Annotated in this window: 13 protein-coding genes; 2 read left to right on the forward strand and 11 right to left on the reverse strand. The window is 69.2% G+C overall.

Translation table 11 applies throughout. The annotated features are described in order from the left end of the window. Nucleotide 1: 1 nt before the first annotated feature. From G9373_RS01655 to G9373_RS01675, 5 genes are read right to left on the reverse strand one after another with little or no spacing between them, the layout of a single operon-like run. On the reverse strand, nt 2-1180 hold the full coding sequence (locus G9373_RS01655) for a lipid-transfer protein (RefSeq protein ID WP_133986398.1): 1179 nt from the start codon (nt 1178-1180) through the stop codon (nt 2-4). Next, nucleotides 1177-1608, reverse strand: a complete 432-nt coding sequence (locus G9373_RS01660) for a MaoC family dehydratase (RefSeq protein ID WP_005255714.1) — start codon at nt 1606-1608, stop codon at nt 1177-1179. The genes G9373_RS01655 and G9373_RS01660 overlap by 4 nt, the downstream gene beginning before the upstream one ends. Next, on the reverse strand, nt 1605-2717 hold the full coding sequence (locus tag G9373_RS01665) for an acyl-CoA dehydrogenase family protein (RefSeq protein WP_054248334.1): 1113 nt from the start codon (nt 2715-2717) through the stop codon (nt 1605-1607). Before G9373_RS01665 ends, G9373_RS01660 begins: the two co-directional genes overlap by 4 nt. Then, nucleotides 2717-3655, reverse strand: a complete 939-nt coding sequence (locus tag G9373_RS01670; protein ID WP_167113666.1) for an OB-fold domain-containing protein — start codon at nt 3653-3655, stop codon at nt 2717-2719. Before G9373_RS01670 ends, G9373_RS01665 begins: the two co-directional genes overlap by 1 nt. After that, on the reverse strand, nt 3652-4818 hold the full coding sequence (locus tag G9373_RS01675) for an acyl-CoA dehydrogenase family protein (protein ID WP_054248332.1): 1167 nt from the start codon (nt 4816-4818) through the stop codon (nt 3652-3654). Before G9373_RS01675 ends, G9373_RS01670 begins: the two co-directional genes overlap by 4 nt. Nucleotides 4819-4957: 139 nt before the next feature. Between G9373_RS01675 and G9373_RS01680 the strand changes: the two genes are divergently transcribed. Then, entirely contained in the window at nt 4958-5398 is a 441-nt protein-coding gene (locus G9373_RS01680) for a nuclear transport factor 2 family protein (RefSeq protein WP_005255709.1), read from the forward strand. On the opposite strand, the gene G9373_RS01685 is transcribed toward G9373_RS01680, so the two are convergent. The 3 genes from G9373_RS01685 to G9373_RS01695 are packed head-to-tail and all read right to left on the reverse strand — an operon-like array spanning nt 5382 to nt 9170. Further along, a complete protein-coding gene (locus tag G9373_RS01685; protein ID WP_007300179.1) occupies nt 5382-6269 on the reverse strand; it encodes an LLM class F420-dependent oxidoreductase in 888 nt (295 codons plus the stop codon). The genes G9373_RS01680 and G9373_RS01685 overlap by 17 nt on opposite strands. 13 nt (nt 6270-6282) lie before the next feature. Beyond that, complete coding sequence (locus G9373_RS01690; RefSeq protein WP_167113745.1) at nt 6283-7950, reverse strand: AMP-binding protein; 1668 nt, start codon at nt 7948-7950, stop codon at nt 6283-6285. 26 nt (nt 7951-7976) lie between these two features. Beyond that, nucleotides 7977-9170 carry an NADH:flavin oxidoreductase gene (locus G9373_RS01695; RefSeq protein ID WP_005570132.1) on the reverse strand — a complete coding sequence of 398 codons (1194 nt, stop codon included), beginning with the start codon at nt 9168-9170 and terminating at the stop codon, nt 7977-7979. A gap of 154 nt (nt 9171-9324) precedes the next feature. Here G9373_RS01695 and G9373_RS01700 point away from each other — a divergent pair, with 154 nt between their 5' ends. Continuing rightward, nucleotides 9325-10986 (forward strand): class I adenylate-forming enzyme family protein, encoded by a 1662-nt coding sequence (locus G9373_RS01700; protein ID WP_133986392.1) that lies wholly within the window; start codon nt 9325-9327, stop codon nt 10984-10986. An 82-nt stretch (nt 10987-11068) separates the two neighbouring features. Here the strand turns inward: G9373_RS01700 and G9373_RS01705 are convergent, their stop codons facing one another. The 3 genes from G9373_RS01705 to G9373_RS01715 are packed head-to-tail and all read right to left on the reverse strand — an operon-like array spanning nt 11069 to nt 13423. Next, on the reverse strand, nt 11069-11884 hold the full coding sequence (locus tag G9373_RS01705) for a mycofactocin-coupled SDR family oxidoreductase (RefSeq protein ID WP_167113669.1): 816 nt from the start codon (nt 11882-11884) through the stop codon (nt 11069-11071). Between the two features lie 19 nt (nt 11885-11903). After that, nucleotides 11904-12554 carry a PaaI family thioesterase gene (locus G9373_RS01710; RefSeq protein WP_005570126.1) on the reverse strand — a complete coding sequence of 217 codons (651 nt, stop codon included), beginning with the start codon at nt 12552-12554 and terminating at the stop codon, nt 11904-11906. Continuing rightward, the gene (locus G9373_RS01715; protein WP_054247345.1) at nt 12551-13423 is read right to left on the reverse strand and encodes a MaoC/PaaZ C-terminal domain-containing protein; all 873 of its coding nucleotides are present in this window, start codon (nt 13421-13423) and stop codon (nt 12551-12553) included. Before G9373_RS01715 ends, G9373_RS01710 begins: the two co-directional genes overlap by 4 nt. Nucleotides 13424-13429: the final 6 nt, after the last annotated feature.

A 13429-nucleotide genomic window follows, 5' to 3' on the forward strand; every position in this document is an offset into this window, starting at 1 on the left:
ATCAGTCCTCTCTGCCCAGGATCAGGCCGCTGGTGGGCACGGCGGTGCCCGCGGTCACCAGCACGTTGCCGATGCCGTCCGGTTGTGTCGTCGACGTTCCGCGGATCAGGCGAACTGCCTCGGCGATGCCGTTGACGCCGTGCAGATAGGCCTCACCGATCTGGCCGCCGTGGGTGTTCGCCGGGAGTCGGCCGCCGACCTCGAGGTTGCCGTCCCGGATGAAGTCCTTAGCCTCGCCGGGATCGCAGAAACCCAGTTCCTCGAGTTGCGGGAGGACGAGCGGGGTGAAGTGGTCGTAGAGGATCGCCGCCGAGATGTCGTCGGGCGCGAGACCGCTCTGCCGGTAGAGTTGCCTGCCCACGAGGCCCATTTCGGGTATTCCGGTGATGTCGGGCCGGTAGTAGCTGGCCATCATGTGCTGGTCCTTGCCGGAGCCCTGCGCGGCGGCCTTGACGATCGCCGGGGTGGTGCGGAGGTCCTTGGCGCGTTCGGCGGAGACGACGACGAGGGCCTGGCCGCCGTCGGTTTCCTGGCAGCAGTCCAGCAGGTGCAGCGGTTCGGCGATCCACCGCGACTTCTGGTGGTCGTCGAGGGTGATGGGCCGCCCGTGGAACCAGGCGGCCGGGTTGCCGGCGGCGTGCTTGCGTGCGACGACCGCGATCCGGCCGAAGTCCTCACTCGTGGCGCCGTACCGATGCATGTACCGGCGGGCGAACATCGCCACCCACTGGGCGGGCGTCGACAATCCCTGCGGGGTCAGCCAGGCGTACGCCGCCCGGTCCGCGGTGCAGTCCATCGGTCGGTCGTGCTGCCCGAGTCCGTACCGCACACCGGACCGTTCGTTGAAGGCGCGGTAGCAGACGACGACGTCGGCGATGCCCGTCGCCACGGCCATCGCCGCCTGCTGGACAGTGGCGCACGCGGCGCCGCCGCCGTACCCGATGCGGGAGAAGAACTTCAGCTCGCCGATGCCCGTGTTGCGGGCGACGAGGACCTCCCCGTTCGTCTCGGCGGTGTACGTGGACAGTCCGTCGACCTCGGACGGGTCGATGCCCGCGTCGGCGAGTGCGGCGACGATCGCCTCGCACGCCAGTTGCAGTTCGCTTCGTCCCGAGTGCTTGGAGAATTCGGTGGCGCCGATGCCGACGATGGCGGCGGCGCCCGACAGGGGGCTGGTCATCGGTTCCCTCCCGCGGTCCACGCGACGACGACGGTGCCGGTGGCGTGATCACCGAGGCTGTTCGCGCCGCGGATCTTCACGGTGACGAGGCCGTCGTCCTTCGCGACCACCTCACCGGTCAGGGTCATCTCGTCGCCGGGGTAGTTGGGGGCACCGAGCCGCACCGCGATCCGGCGCAGCGACGCGTGCGCCCCCGCCCAGTCGGTGACGAACCGTCCCACCAGCCCGTTGGTGGTGAGGATGTTCATGAACACGTCCTTCGACCCCCGCTCCACCGCGAGCGCCGGATCGTGGTGGACGTCCTGGAAATCGCGGGTGGCGAGGGCGGTGGCGACGATCAGGGTGCGGGTCAGCGGTATCACCAACTCCGGCAGCCGATCGCCGACCGTGACGGCGTCGTAGGTCGTGGTGCCGACGGTGGCGGTCATGCGACCACCTCGACCCCGGCCGCCAGCTGCGCGCCCAGACGTGCCAGGTCGGAGCCGGCTCCGCCGAGGGTGGCGGCGAGCTGTTTGCCCCACAGCAGGTGCCGGTGCACCGGGTAGTCGGTGTCGACGCCGATTCCGCCGTGCACGTGCTGGGTGCGGTGGACGACCCGCTGGCCGCCGTCGGTCGCCCACCATTTCGCGACCAGCACAGCGGTTCCCGGATCTTCCCCGCTCGCGAGGAGCCAGGCGGCCTGCCACAGTGTCACCCGCATGGCCTCGAGGTCGATGTAGCAGTCCGCGAGCTGATGGGTGACGGCCTGGAACGTCGCGAGCGGGCGGCCGAACTGGGTGCGCCCATTGAGGTAGGTGACGGCCTGACGCACCGCGCCTTCCCCCACGCCCAGTTGCAGGGCGGCGACCGCCAGTTCCGCTCGTTCGAGCAGCCACCGCACCGCGGTACCGTCCGCCGGGCCGACCGGTTCCGCGGGGGCCGCGTCGAACGCGACGTTCGCGCAGATCTCGTGGGTGGTCGACTCCGCCTGCCGCGCAGTCACACCCGCGGCCTCCGGGTGCACCAGGAACAGCGCCGGACCGCTGTGTGTGGTCGCGGAGACGAGGAGGCGTTCGGCGAGGTGCGCCACGGGCACCGCGGCCTTGGCGCCGTGTACCTGCCACCGGCCGTCCACCTCGCGTGCCGTCGTCGCCGGTTCGCCCGCGACGTACGGTCCGAACTCCTCCAGTCCGACCGTGAGGATCAGGCTGCCGTCGGCCGCCGCGGGGATCAGCGCGTCCCGTTGGTCCGGCGTCCCGAACTCGGCGATCGCGAGCGCGCCGAGCACGTGCGGCCACAACGGAACCGGCGCCACGGTCCGGCCCTGCTCCTCGAGCAGGACGTACAGTTCGGCGAGTCCCATGCCGCCGCCTCCGAGGTTCTCGGGCAGGGCGATGCCGAGCAGCCCGGTGGTGACCAGTTCGCGCCACAGTTCCCGGTCGATCCGGTCGGCGCCCGACTCCACGTCCGTGATCCGCTCGGGTCGCGACCTGGCGGCGAACACGTCCGCGGCCAGTCCGCGGACCGCTTCCTGCTCCTCGCCGAATGTGAAGTCCATCAGTGTTCCTCCGATACTGCGGGCCGGAATGCGGGAAGTGTGAGTTCCGGGTCTGCGTCGATCCAGTCCAGTTCCACGGGCATTCCGATGTGCACGTGTTCGGGTTCGACACCCGTCATGTTGGCGATCAGGCGGGTGCCCTCCGCGAGTTCGATCACCGCGACGATCAGTGGGTAGTCGAAGGCGTCGATCTTCGGGTGGTGGTTGACGACGAACGTGTAGACGGTGCCCCGCCCCGACGCGTCGACGGTGTCCCATTCGGTGGAGCGGCACTCCCCGCACATCGGTCCGGTCGGGTGCCTCAGCACACCGCAGTTCGTGCACCGCTGGATGACGAGGCGGTGCTCGCGGGCGGCCGCGAACCAGAACGCGTTGTCGTCGTCGAGGGCGGGCCGCGGGCGCAGCGCGCGCGTGGCCGGGCGTTCGGCGGGCCGGAATCGGAGTGTCCGCCACCGCTGGGTGCCGACGATCTCGCCGTCACCGTTGCGGTACGTCTTGAGGGTGGTGACGAAATGTCCTGCGCCGAGACCTGTCCGTTTCTCCGCGGAGACGGACTCGACGACCTCGGTCGTGCTCACCCGGTCGCCGGGACGCAGTTCTGCGAAGAATTCCTGGTCGGAATCGGTGGCGACGACGGACGTGAATCCCGCCTCGTCGAGTGTGGCGATCAGTTCCGTCCAGACGGGTGACGGGTCGGCGCCGGACATCTTGTCGGCGAATGTGCGCATCGTCCACACCTGCAGCATCTGCGCAGGCGCGACGGCGCCGCCGCGGCCGGTGGCGCGTGCGGCGTCGTCGTCGAGGTAGACCGGGCTCGTGTCACCCATCGCCTCGGCCCAGTGCCGGATCATGGGAGTGTTCACCGGGTCGGGACCCCAGGTGGCCGGGACGATCGTCCGTCCCTCGAAGGCGCGCAGCCGGGTGAGGAGTTCGCTCATTTCACCCTCTTCTCGCGGGCGAGTCCGAGGCCGAGGGTGCCGACCATGTCGCGGAGCACCTCGTTGACGCCGCCGCCGAACGTGTTCACCACGCTCTGCCGGGAGATCTGTTCGATCTGGCCGGCGAGAATCGCGCCCGGCGAGCCCGGACGCAGCCGTCCGGCGGCACCGAGGATCCCGAGCAGCGTGCGATAGACGTCGACGTGGGTTTCGGTGCCGTACGTCTTAGTGGCACCGGCGTCGGCACCCGACAACGCATCCCGCGCGACCGCGGCGGTCATCTTCCAGTTCAGCAGTCGCATCGCCTCGAGCTTCGCGTGAGTGCGCGCGAAGTCCATCTGCACCCACGGGATGTCGAGTGCACCGTTCCGTCCGGCCCAGTCGAGGACCTGGTGCCACAGGCCGAGCGTGCGTCCGCCGAGCGCGGCGAGCCCGATGCGTTCGTGATTGAGCTGAGCGGTGATCAGCTGCCAGCCACCGTCGACGTCACCCACGACGTCCTGATCGCCGACCCGGATCCCGGTGTAGTAGGTCGACGTGACCGTCAGCCCGCCCACGGTGTGGATCGGCGACCAGCTGAAGCCGGGATCGTCGGTGGGGACGATGAGGATCGAGATGCCCTTGTGCTTGGGTGCGTCCGCATCGGTGCGGCACGCCAGCCACACATAGTCGGCCGTGTTGGCGCCACTGGTGAAGATCTTGTTGCCGTCGACAACCCACGTGTCCCCGTCGCGCACGGCCCGGGTCTGCAGCGACGCGAGGTCGGTACCGGCTTCCGGTTCGGTGTAGCCGATGGCGAAGACGATGTCGCCGGCGAGGATGCCGGGGAGGAACCGCGCCTTCTGCTCCTCGGTGCCGTACTTCATCAAGGTGGGGCCGACCGTGTTGACGGTGACGAACGGGAACGGCAACCCGGCCCGTTGCACCTCGTCGAAGAACACGAACTGGTCTTCGATCGACCGTCCCTGCCCGCCGTACTCCACCGGCCAGCCGACACCCAGCCAGCCGTCCTTGCCCAGCAGCCGCACGATGTCGCGGAAGTGTTCTCCGCCCACACCCTCCTCACCCGCGATCCGCCGCGTCTCCTCCGGCAGCAGCGCCGCGAAGTAGGCGCGCAACTCCCGCCGGAGTTCCCGTTGCCCGGGCGATTCCCTCACATCCATCGGCGTTCTCCTCAAACCTGTGCGTGGCTGTCGCCACGGGTGTTCTGGACGCTAACCAGCACTCCCACGCCTCGGTGCCGATGTCTCGGTCAGCGGGAGGTGGCTGTCGCCGATGCCGGACGTCCGCTGGAATGGTGGAATGGCCACCGGATTCGCTCTCACCGAACTCACCGCCCGCTACGCGCGGGCCGTCGACCGGCGCGAGGCGGCAACGCTCGCGGCGTTGTTCGACTCCGACGCGACGTTCGTCCTCCCGCCCGCGTTGACGGGCACCGGCGCGGCAACGGAACTCCGCGGCAGCGGCGTGCTCGCGTCCGCCGTCGTGGACGCCGTCTCGCATCTGCAATCCACCCGGCACGTCGTTCACCAGCAGGTGATCGACGTGGACGGGTCGACGGCGTCGGGCGAGACGTACTGCACGGCGCACCATGTCTACGCCGGCCGAAACGGCTTCCGCGACAACCGGATCGCGTTGCGCTACCACGACCGGTACGTGCTCGGCGACACCGGCTGGCAGTTCTCCCGGCGCGAACTGATCGTCGACTTCAGCGAGGACGTGCCGGTCACCGTGCCGGACTGAGGCCCAACCGCGCCGAGCAGGCGGCCATCTCGTCGATGACCTGGCCGAGGGACTGCGCGTGTCGGGACGCCGACAGCACGAGCCGACTCGCACCCAGGTCCCGGGACCGGTCGAGCTTGGCCTCGTCCAGCCGCGGCAGCGTCGCCCCCAGCACGAGGTCGACGTCGGCGGGATCGCGGCCGGCGTCCGCTGCCGCAGCCCGCATCCGGGCGATCGCCCGGTCCAGGTCGTCGCCGGCCAGGCCGAGCGGCTGGAATCCGTTGCCCAGCCGCCCTGCCCGCCGTGCGGCCGCTGGGCTGTGACCGCCGATGTAGAGCGGCACTCCCGAATTCCGGTGGGGTTTGGGCCAGCTCTGGGCGCCGCGGAAGGAGAAGTGTTCGCCCGCGAAGTCGACGGCGCCAGTACCCGACCACAGCGCCCGCATCACCGCGATCGCCTCGTCGGCGACCGCGCCGCGCCGGTCGAAATCACCTCCGCAGGCCTCGATCTCCTCACGCATCCAGCCGAGACCGAGGCAGACACGGAGGCGTCCCGCGGACAGCCGGTCCAGGGTGGCGAGACGCTTCGCCAGCACCACCGGATGGTGGTTGGGCAGGACCAGCACGCCCGTCGCGAGACCCAGGGTCGTCGTGGCGCCGGCGACGAACGACAGCAGTTCCAGCGGGTCCGGCAGACTGCAGTCGTCGGGCAGGTGCGACTTCCCGGTGGGCGAGTACGGATAGGCACTCGCCGTGTCCGCGATGACGACCGAGTGCTCGACGGCGGAGATCTCGTCGAATCCGAGTGATTCCGCAGCCCTCGCGAATTCGAGTATCCACTCGGGCTCGCCCGCCCGTCCCAGCTCGACGGGAACCACCACACCCAGTTTCATGTCACCCTCACCGTCACACGTGCAGGAATCGTTGCCGGCCGTGCGTGTGGAACTCCTGCTCCAGCGCGGCCTTCTCACTGTCGGTCATCTGGTGGTATTCGGGAACACCGCGTCCCACCCACCGGAAGACCGGATCGTCGCAACGCCAGCGCTGTTCCTGCAGCGTTCGTTTGAGCACCTTGTTCGATCCCGTCACCGGCAGGTCCGTCGACACCCGGATGAAGCGGGGTGCCGCCTTCGTGCCCAGGTCGTCCTGTCTGCCGAGGAAGGCGGCGAACTCCGCCGGATCGAAATCGGTGCGGTCCGACACCTCGACGGCCGCCATCACCTGATCGCCCGACCGCGGGTCGGGGACGGCGTACACGCCGGTGGCGACCACTTTCGGGTGGCGGCGCAGAATGCGCTCCACCATCAACGCCGAGGTGTTCTCCCCGTCCACGCGGATCCAGTCGCCCTTCCGGCCGGCGAAGTAGATGAAGCCGGCCTCGTCGACGTACCCGAGGTCGCCCGTCCAGTACCAGCCGTGCCGGATGCGGTCCGCGATCGCGTCCTCGTTCTTGTAGTAGCCCTCGAATCGCGCCGCGCCGGCCTTGTCGACCATTTCGCCGATCGCCTCGTCCGGGTTGAGCACGCGACCGTGCCCGTCGAGCCGCGCCCGGGCCTTCTCCGCGCGGGTGTCGGGGTCGACGATGACGATGTTCTCGTTCGCGGGTCTGCCGAGCGCACCCTCGGGGGCGTCGGGGTCGAGCGTCACCGAACCGGCGCCTTCGCTCGAGCCGTACCCTTCGTACAGTTCGGCGCCGAACCGGCGGACGAATTCGGTCATGTCCTCCGGGGACGCCTCGGTCCCGAAACCGCGGACGAGAGTGTTGTCACGGTCGTCGGGTTGCTCCGGTGTGGCCATCAGGTACGCCAGCGCCTTGCCGACGTAGGTGAAGAATGTGGCGCCGAAGAACCGGACGTCGGGCAGGAATCCGGACGCGGAGAACTTGCGCGGCAGGCAGACGGTGGCGCCGTTGGCGAGTGCGGGCGCCCACAGCGCCATCAGCGCGTTGCCGTGGAACAGCGGCATGCAGCAGTAGTCGACGTCCTCGCGCACGTGCCCGTACTTGACGGTGTTCGCGTACGCCAGCCGGGCGAGCCGGCCCTGACTGCACCGCACCGCTTTCGACGTGCCGGTGGTGCCGGACGTGAACAGCAGAAGGAACAGCGTCGACGCGTCGATCCCGGGCTCCCCGGCCGGACTCTCGACGGCATGGGACGCGACGAGTTCGGTGTAGGCCGGATCGTCGACCAGCAGAAACCGGTCGTCGGACAGCCCGAGGTCGAGACCGGCGAGCTGTGCCTTCCCTGCGGTGTCCGTGACGATCAGCTGGCAGTCGACGTACCGGATCTCGGCCTCGAGTTCCGCCCCGCGACGGGTCGGATTGATGCCGACCACGGTGGCGCCGGCGATCGCGGCGCCGCCCAGCCAGAACAGGAACTCGGGGGTGTTCTCGAGCAGGACTCCGACGTGGAACGGTCCGTCGCGCCGCAGCGAGGATGCGACGGCCCCGCGGGCCGCACTCTCGCGTACCACCTCGTCCCAGGTCCAATCCTGTTCCCGGGTACGGACTCCCAGTCTATCGTCACCCAGCCGGTCCAGCAGCATCTCGGCGATCGTGGTGCGTTCCAACTCCATCTCTCCTGTCGACACGGTATGCACGCTCACGGCACGCGGAGCACGCAGTGGGTGCCACCGTAGATGGCCGTCATGCACTTGTTGCAGTGAATGCACAGACCGGGGTTGTGGGTCTCCTCCGTGATCCGGTTGACGAGGTCGGGTTCCCGCAGGAGTGCCCGTGCGACGGCCACGAACTGGAATCCTTCCGCCATCGCCAGGTCCATGGTCGCCTTGCCGGTGATGCCACCGAGTAGGACGAGCGGCATCGTCACGGCGGCTCTGATCTGGCGGGCGTCCTCGAGGAGGTAGGCGTCGCGGTAGGGGTATTCCTTCAGGAAGTGCTTGCCGACCAACCGGATTCCCAGTTTCGTCGGCTGCGGCATGACGGCGGCGAACTCACGGAGCGGCGCGTCGCCCTTGAACAGGTACATCGGGTTCAGCAGGGAACTGCCCGCGGTGAGCTCGAGCGCGTCCAGCGAACCGTCCTGTTCGAGCCATTGCGCCACCTGGATGGCCTCGTCCACCCAGAAGCCCCCGGGCACACCGTCGTCCATGTTCAGTTTGGCGAGGATCGCGATCCTGTCCCCCACCGCGTCGCGTACGGCGCGTGCGGTCTCGAGCGCGAACCGGGCGCGGTTCGCCAGGGATCCGCCGTATTCGTCCGTGCGCTTGTTGACCTTCGGGCTGAGAAAGGAGCTGATCAGGTAGTTGTGGCCGAAATGGATCTCCACGGCGTCGAACCCCGACTCCACCGCGCGGCGAGCCGCGTTGGCGTGTGCCTCGACGATCCGGGCGATATCTGCCGCAGACGCCGGCTTGGAGAAGTTCTGGGTGGTCATCCGGAACGCACGGGACGGGCCCAAGGCCGGAGATCCGATGTACTTCGCAGCCGCGACCGGTCCCGCGTGGCCGATCTGCGCAGACACTGCCGCACCCTCGGCGTGGATGGCGTCGGTCAGCTTCCGCAGGCCCGGCATCGTCTCGTCGGTCCATTGGATCTGGCCGGGCGACGTGCGTCCGTCCGCGGCGACCGCGCAGTACGCGACGGTCGTCATGCCCACGCCTCCGGCGGCGGGCTGCCGATGGAATTCGATGAGCTCGTCGGTGACCATCCCCTTCGGGGTCAGGCCCTCGTACGTCGCTGCCTTGATCACGCGATTGCGCAGGGTGATCGGCCCGAGTGTGGCCGGGGCGAGCGGGTCGACCTTCACTGTGGGCGGGTCGAGATCTATCGTCATATGAGTTCCTCCAGCTGCGATTCGCTGTCGAACGTAACGGCGCCGGGATGTCGCGGATCGCGGCAGTCTCGCTGAGTGGTAACCACGTCCGGGCGCCCGTCACGGCGTGCCATCTTGTGTCGGTACGAGTGCCCGAGGACGAAAGGTCGCCCCGATGACTGCCCCTACAGATCCACAGTTGCACCTGGATCAGGTGATGTCCCGTCTCACCGGACCCGGTGGCCGGTTCGAACTCGTCGAGGAGCCGGTACTCGGCACCCGGATGCCGGTGATGAAGAACCGCGGGCGCTCGGTGGGCGAACTCCTCACCACGTCGCTCCGGTGGGGCGACCGCGACTACCTCGTGACCGCCGACCGCCGGATGTCCTACACGGAGCACGCCGCCGCGGTCGCGGCCCTGGCGACGGCGCTGCGCGAGGACCACGGCGTCCGGAAGGGTGACCGGGTGGCGATCCTGGCCGCGAACACCCCCGAGTGGGTGGTCGCGTTCTGGGCCACGCAGGTACTCGGCGCCATCAGCGTCGGACTGAACGGCTGGTGGGTTCGGCGGGAGGTCGAGTACGGGCTGACGCACAGTCGCCCCACTGTGGTGATCGCCGACGCGAAGCGCGCCGAGACGCTCGCCGCGGTCGGCACCGACCTTCCGGTCCTCACGATGGAGGCGGATCTGCCCGCGATCTTCGCGAAGTACGCAGGGTCCCCGATGCCGCACACCGACGTCGACGAGGACGATCCCGCCGCCATCCTCTACACCAGCGGCACGAGCGGCAGACCCAAGGGAGCGCTGCACTCGCAGCGCAACATTCTGGCCGTCGTCGACTACCACCGGTTCAGCGACGCCGTGGTCGGCGAATTCAGTGGACGACCCGTCGACCCGGCGATGCCGAGTCCGCTTCGCTACCTCCTGACCTCTCCCCTGTTCCACATCGCGAGCCTGCACAATCTGGTGATTCCGCGGCTGGCGACGGGCGGCGCGGTCGTCATGCACCAGGGCGGATTCGACGTGGACGCCGTGCTCCGCCTCGTCGAGCGGGAACGGGTCACCAACTGGGGAGCGGTGCCCACGATGGCGTCCCGTCTGGTCGAGCACGACGACCTCGACAAGTACGACCTGTCGTCGCTCACGTCGTTCTCGCTGGCGTCCGCACCGTCGTCGGTGGCGTTCAAGGAACGGCTGCGCGAGAAGGTGCCGTTCGCGCGGAACGCCCTCGTGGACAGCTACGGACTCACCGAGTGCAGTACCGCGATCGCCGTCGCCACCGCCCCCGAACTCGAGCAGTTCCCCGGGACTCTGGGACGTCCGATCATCACGGTGAGCATGGAGATCCGCGACCCGTACGGGGAGTGGCTGCCCGACGGCGTCGAGGGCGAGGTGTGCGTGCGCAGCCCGTTCGTGATGCTCGGCTACTGGGAGGACGAGGCCGCCACCGCTGCGGCGATCGCCCCGGGCCGATGGCTCCGGACCGGCGACTACGGACTCGTCGAGAACGGTCGCCTGCGGCTGACCGGACGTCGCTCGGATCTTATTCTGCGCGGCGGGGAGAACGTGTACCCCACCGAGATCGAGCAGTGCCTCGACGAACACCCCGACGTGCTCGAATGCGCGGTGATCGGGACGCCCCACGAGGATCTGGGTCAGGAGGTGGCGGCTGTCGTGGTGTTGCGACCGGGTGCCGTGACCACCGAGGCGGAACTGCGCGAGTACGCCGCGGATCGCCTGTCGTATTTCAAGGTCCCGACCCGCTGGCGGATCACCACGGACCTGTTGCCCCGCAACGCGACCGGCAAGATGATCCGCCGGGACATCGCCGTCTGACACCGGCAGCTGAGCGCCGAATGTCACAGTGGTGCGGTCGAACTGCACCACTGTGACATTCGGCGAACACAGACGGCGAACCTCAGCGAATGAGGTTGCCGAGGTCGACGGGAATCTGCGCCCCGGTGATGTATTTCGCCTCGTCCGAACACACCCAGGCGACGACGGCGGCGACGTCCTCCGGCTGGGTGATGCGGTAGGGCAGTGAGTTCTGGTAGATGGAGCCGAGCGTCGACGCGTACCGGGCGATGAGCGGGTGCAGGTCGCGCACCTTCATGCCGGTGTCCACGCCCGCCGGGTGCACCGTATTGACACGGATGCGGTGCTCCCCGAGTTCGTTCGCCATCGTCTTGGCGAGCCCGGTGATGCCGTGCTTGGTGGCGACGTAGTGCCCGGTGAACGGGGTGCCCTTCAGCCCGGACACCGAACTCGTGAAGACGACGGCGCCGCCCTCCCCCTGTTCGATCAGATACGGAACCGCCGCCTTCGCGGTGTGGAACGTTCCCGTGAGGTTGACGTCGACCGTCTCCTGCCACTGCTCGGCGGTGATCTCCCACGACAACGCCCCCGAGCAGATGCCCGCGTTCGCGATCACGACGTCGAGGCGGCCCAACTGCTCGATGCCTTCGGCGAGGGCACGCGAGAGTCCGTCGAAATCGCGCACGTCCGCGGTGGAGGCGACGATCCGCCGGCCGGTGGATTCGACGAGCCGGACCGTCTCGGCCAGGTCGTCCCGGGTGGCGCCGGGATAGGCGGTGGACGCGAATTCGGTGCAGGCGTCGATCGCGATGACGTCGGCGCCCTCGGACGCGAACCGGACGGCCTCGGCGCGGCCCTGCCCGCGCGCCGCGCCGGTGACGAAGACGACCTTGTTCTCGAAACGGCCGGGTGACGTCATTGTCTGCTCCTGATCGGGGTCATCGTGGGCGGGGCACGGTCTTGTCGACGAACAGTCCCTCGACCGAGACGCACACCTCGCCGTCCGCGGTCCGGATGTCGCCGACGGTGGTGATCTTGCGGCCGTCGACCGACATCAGCTTCCCGGTCAGGGTGAGTGGTTCGAACAGCGGCGTCGGGCGGTGGTAGCGGGTGCTCAACTGCGCTGTCATGCCGGCTTTTCCACCCCAGGCGTTGGCGACGCCGAGGACGTGGTCGAGCAGGAGCGCGGACACGCCGCCGTGGACGTGCCCGGGCGGCCCCTGGTACGGGATGGTCAGCGTGACGGTGCCCCGGACCGATCCGTCGGACAGCCCCTCGAGGACCACAGGCGGCGCGAGCGCGTTCTCGGGTCCGGTGACGGGATCGTGCCGGGTGACGCCCTCGCCGTTCCACATGTCGATCAGCCGCTCGGCGACGGCAGGCGCGTGTTCCTCGAGGTGCTCGGCGATGCTGTTCAGCTCTTCCGCGACGCGGTCGAGGTTGGCGTTGCCGCGATCGGTCCGCAGCAGCGCGTCGACCACGCGGCGGGCGGCCTCGGTCGCCCGGTCGACGGCGGAACTGTCGGGCGGTGACGTCAGCACCGTTCCCGACGGGCTGTTCTCGAACGTGGGGTGCGTACCGACGCTCATCCGCTCACCTCCATCGTCGCCTGGGTCAGGACCGGTTGCCCGTCACGATCGGGGCACGTCGCGCGCAGGGTCAGCCGGTCGCCGTCGTGCCAGACCGCGGTCTCGACGGTCTCGCCCGGGTACAGCGAGCCCGCGAACCGCACCGCGTAGTGGCGCAGTCGTGTGGGATCGCCGTCCAGCATCCCGTCGACGACGGCCTTGCACACCACACCGTACGACGCGAGCCCGTGCAGGATCGGCCTTTCGAACCCGGCCGCGGCCGCGAATTCGGGGTCTGAGTGCAGCGGGTTGAGGTCGCCGCTGAGCCGGTAGAGCAGGGCCTGCGCCGTCCCGGTGCGCGACACCAGCACCTTGTCGGGTTCGCGGGCCGGCACCGTGGCCACCGACTCGGGTCCCGGGGAGCCACCGAACCCGCCCTCATCGCGGGCCCAGATCTGCATCCCCGTGGTCCACAACGGGTTCCCGCCCGAGTCGGTGGCCGTCTGTTCGAGCACGATGACGGCGGCCTTGCCCTTGTCCCACACGTCCGCCACCCGCGAGGACACCCGGGCCCCACCTGACGGAGGAATGGGCGCGTGCACGGTGAGCGACTGTCCGCCGTGCAGGATCTTGCGGAGGTCGATGTCGATACCGGGCAGGCTCAGCCCGGCCGCCGGTGCGTCGCCGGCCGAGATTCCCTGCCCCGCGACGAGCGCGAACGTCGGCAGCACCAGCAAGTCCTTCTCGTACACCCAGCGCAGTTCCGCGGGGTCCTGGGCGTTCCCGCCGGCGCCGAGTCCGAGGTGGTAGAGCATCACGTCACGCTCGGTCCACGCCACATCACGCACGGCCGGTTCCGCGGTCAGCGCGGCCTTCACGTCGATCGCCATGTCAGG

Origin of the sequence: Rhodococcus sp. A14, from assembly GCF_011603105.1 — a bacterium.
Lineage (GTDB): Bacteria > Actinomycetota > Actinomycetes > Mycobacteriales > Mycobacteriaceae > Rhodococcus_F > Rhodococcus_F opacus.

Excerpts from the sequence above, each read along its gene's own strand:
- G9373_RS01705 (WP_167113669.1), bottom strand. The coding sequence starts at position 11,884 with ATGACGTCACCCGGCCGTTTCGAGAACAAGGTCGTCTTCGTCACCGGC.
- G9373_RS01665 (WP_054248334.1), bottom strand. The coding sequence starts at position 2,717 with ATGGACTTCACATTCGGCGAGGAGCAGGAAGCGGTCCGCGGACTGGCC.
- G9373_RS01660 (WP_005255714.1), bottom strand. The coding sequence starts at position 1,608 with ATGACCGCCACCGTCGGCACCACGACCTACGACGCCGTCACGGTCGGC.
- G9373_RS01715 (WP_054247345.1), bottom strand. The coding sequence starts at position 13,423 with ATGGCGATCGACGTGAAGGCCGCGCTGACCGCGGAACCGGCCGTGCGT.
- G9373_RS01685 (WP_007300179.1), bottom strand. The coding sequence starts at position 6,269 with ATGAAACTGGGTGTGGTGGTTCCCGTCGAGCTGGGACGGGCGGGCGAG.
- G9373_RS01670 (WP_167113666.1), bottom strand. The coding sequence starts at position 3,655 with ATGAGCGAACTCCTCACCCGGCTGCGCGCCTTCGAGGGACGGACGATC.
- G9373_RS01695 (WP_005570132.1), bottom strand. The coding sequence starts at position 9,170 with ATGACGATAGATCTCGACCCGCCCACAGTGAAGGTCGACCCGCTCGCC.
- G9373_RS01710 (WP_005570126.1), bottom strand. The coding sequence starts at position 12,554 with ATGAGCGTCGGTACGCACCCCACGTTCGAGAACAGCCCGTCGGGAACG.
- G9373_RS01675 (WP_054248332.1), bottom strand. The coding sequence starts at position 4,818 with ATGGATGTGAGGGAATCGCCCGGGCAACGGGAACTCCGGCGGGAGTTG.
- G9373_RS01700 (WP_133986392.1), top strand. The coding sequence starts at position 9,325 with ATGACTGCCCCTACAGATCCACAGTTGCACCTGGATCAGGTGATGTCC.
- G9373_RS01680 (WP_005255709.1), top strand. The coding sequence starts at position 4,958 with ATGGCCACCGGATTCGCTCTCACCGAACTCACCGCCCGCTACGCGCGG.
- G9373_RS01655 (WP_133986398.1), bottom strand. The coding sequence starts at position 1,180 with ATGACCAGCCCCCTGTCGGGCGCCGCCGCCATCGTCGGCATCGGCGCC.
- G9373_RS01690 (WP_167113745.1), bottom strand. The coding sequence starts at position 7,950 with ATGGAGTTGGAACGCACCACGATCGCCGAGATGCTGCTGGACCGGCTG.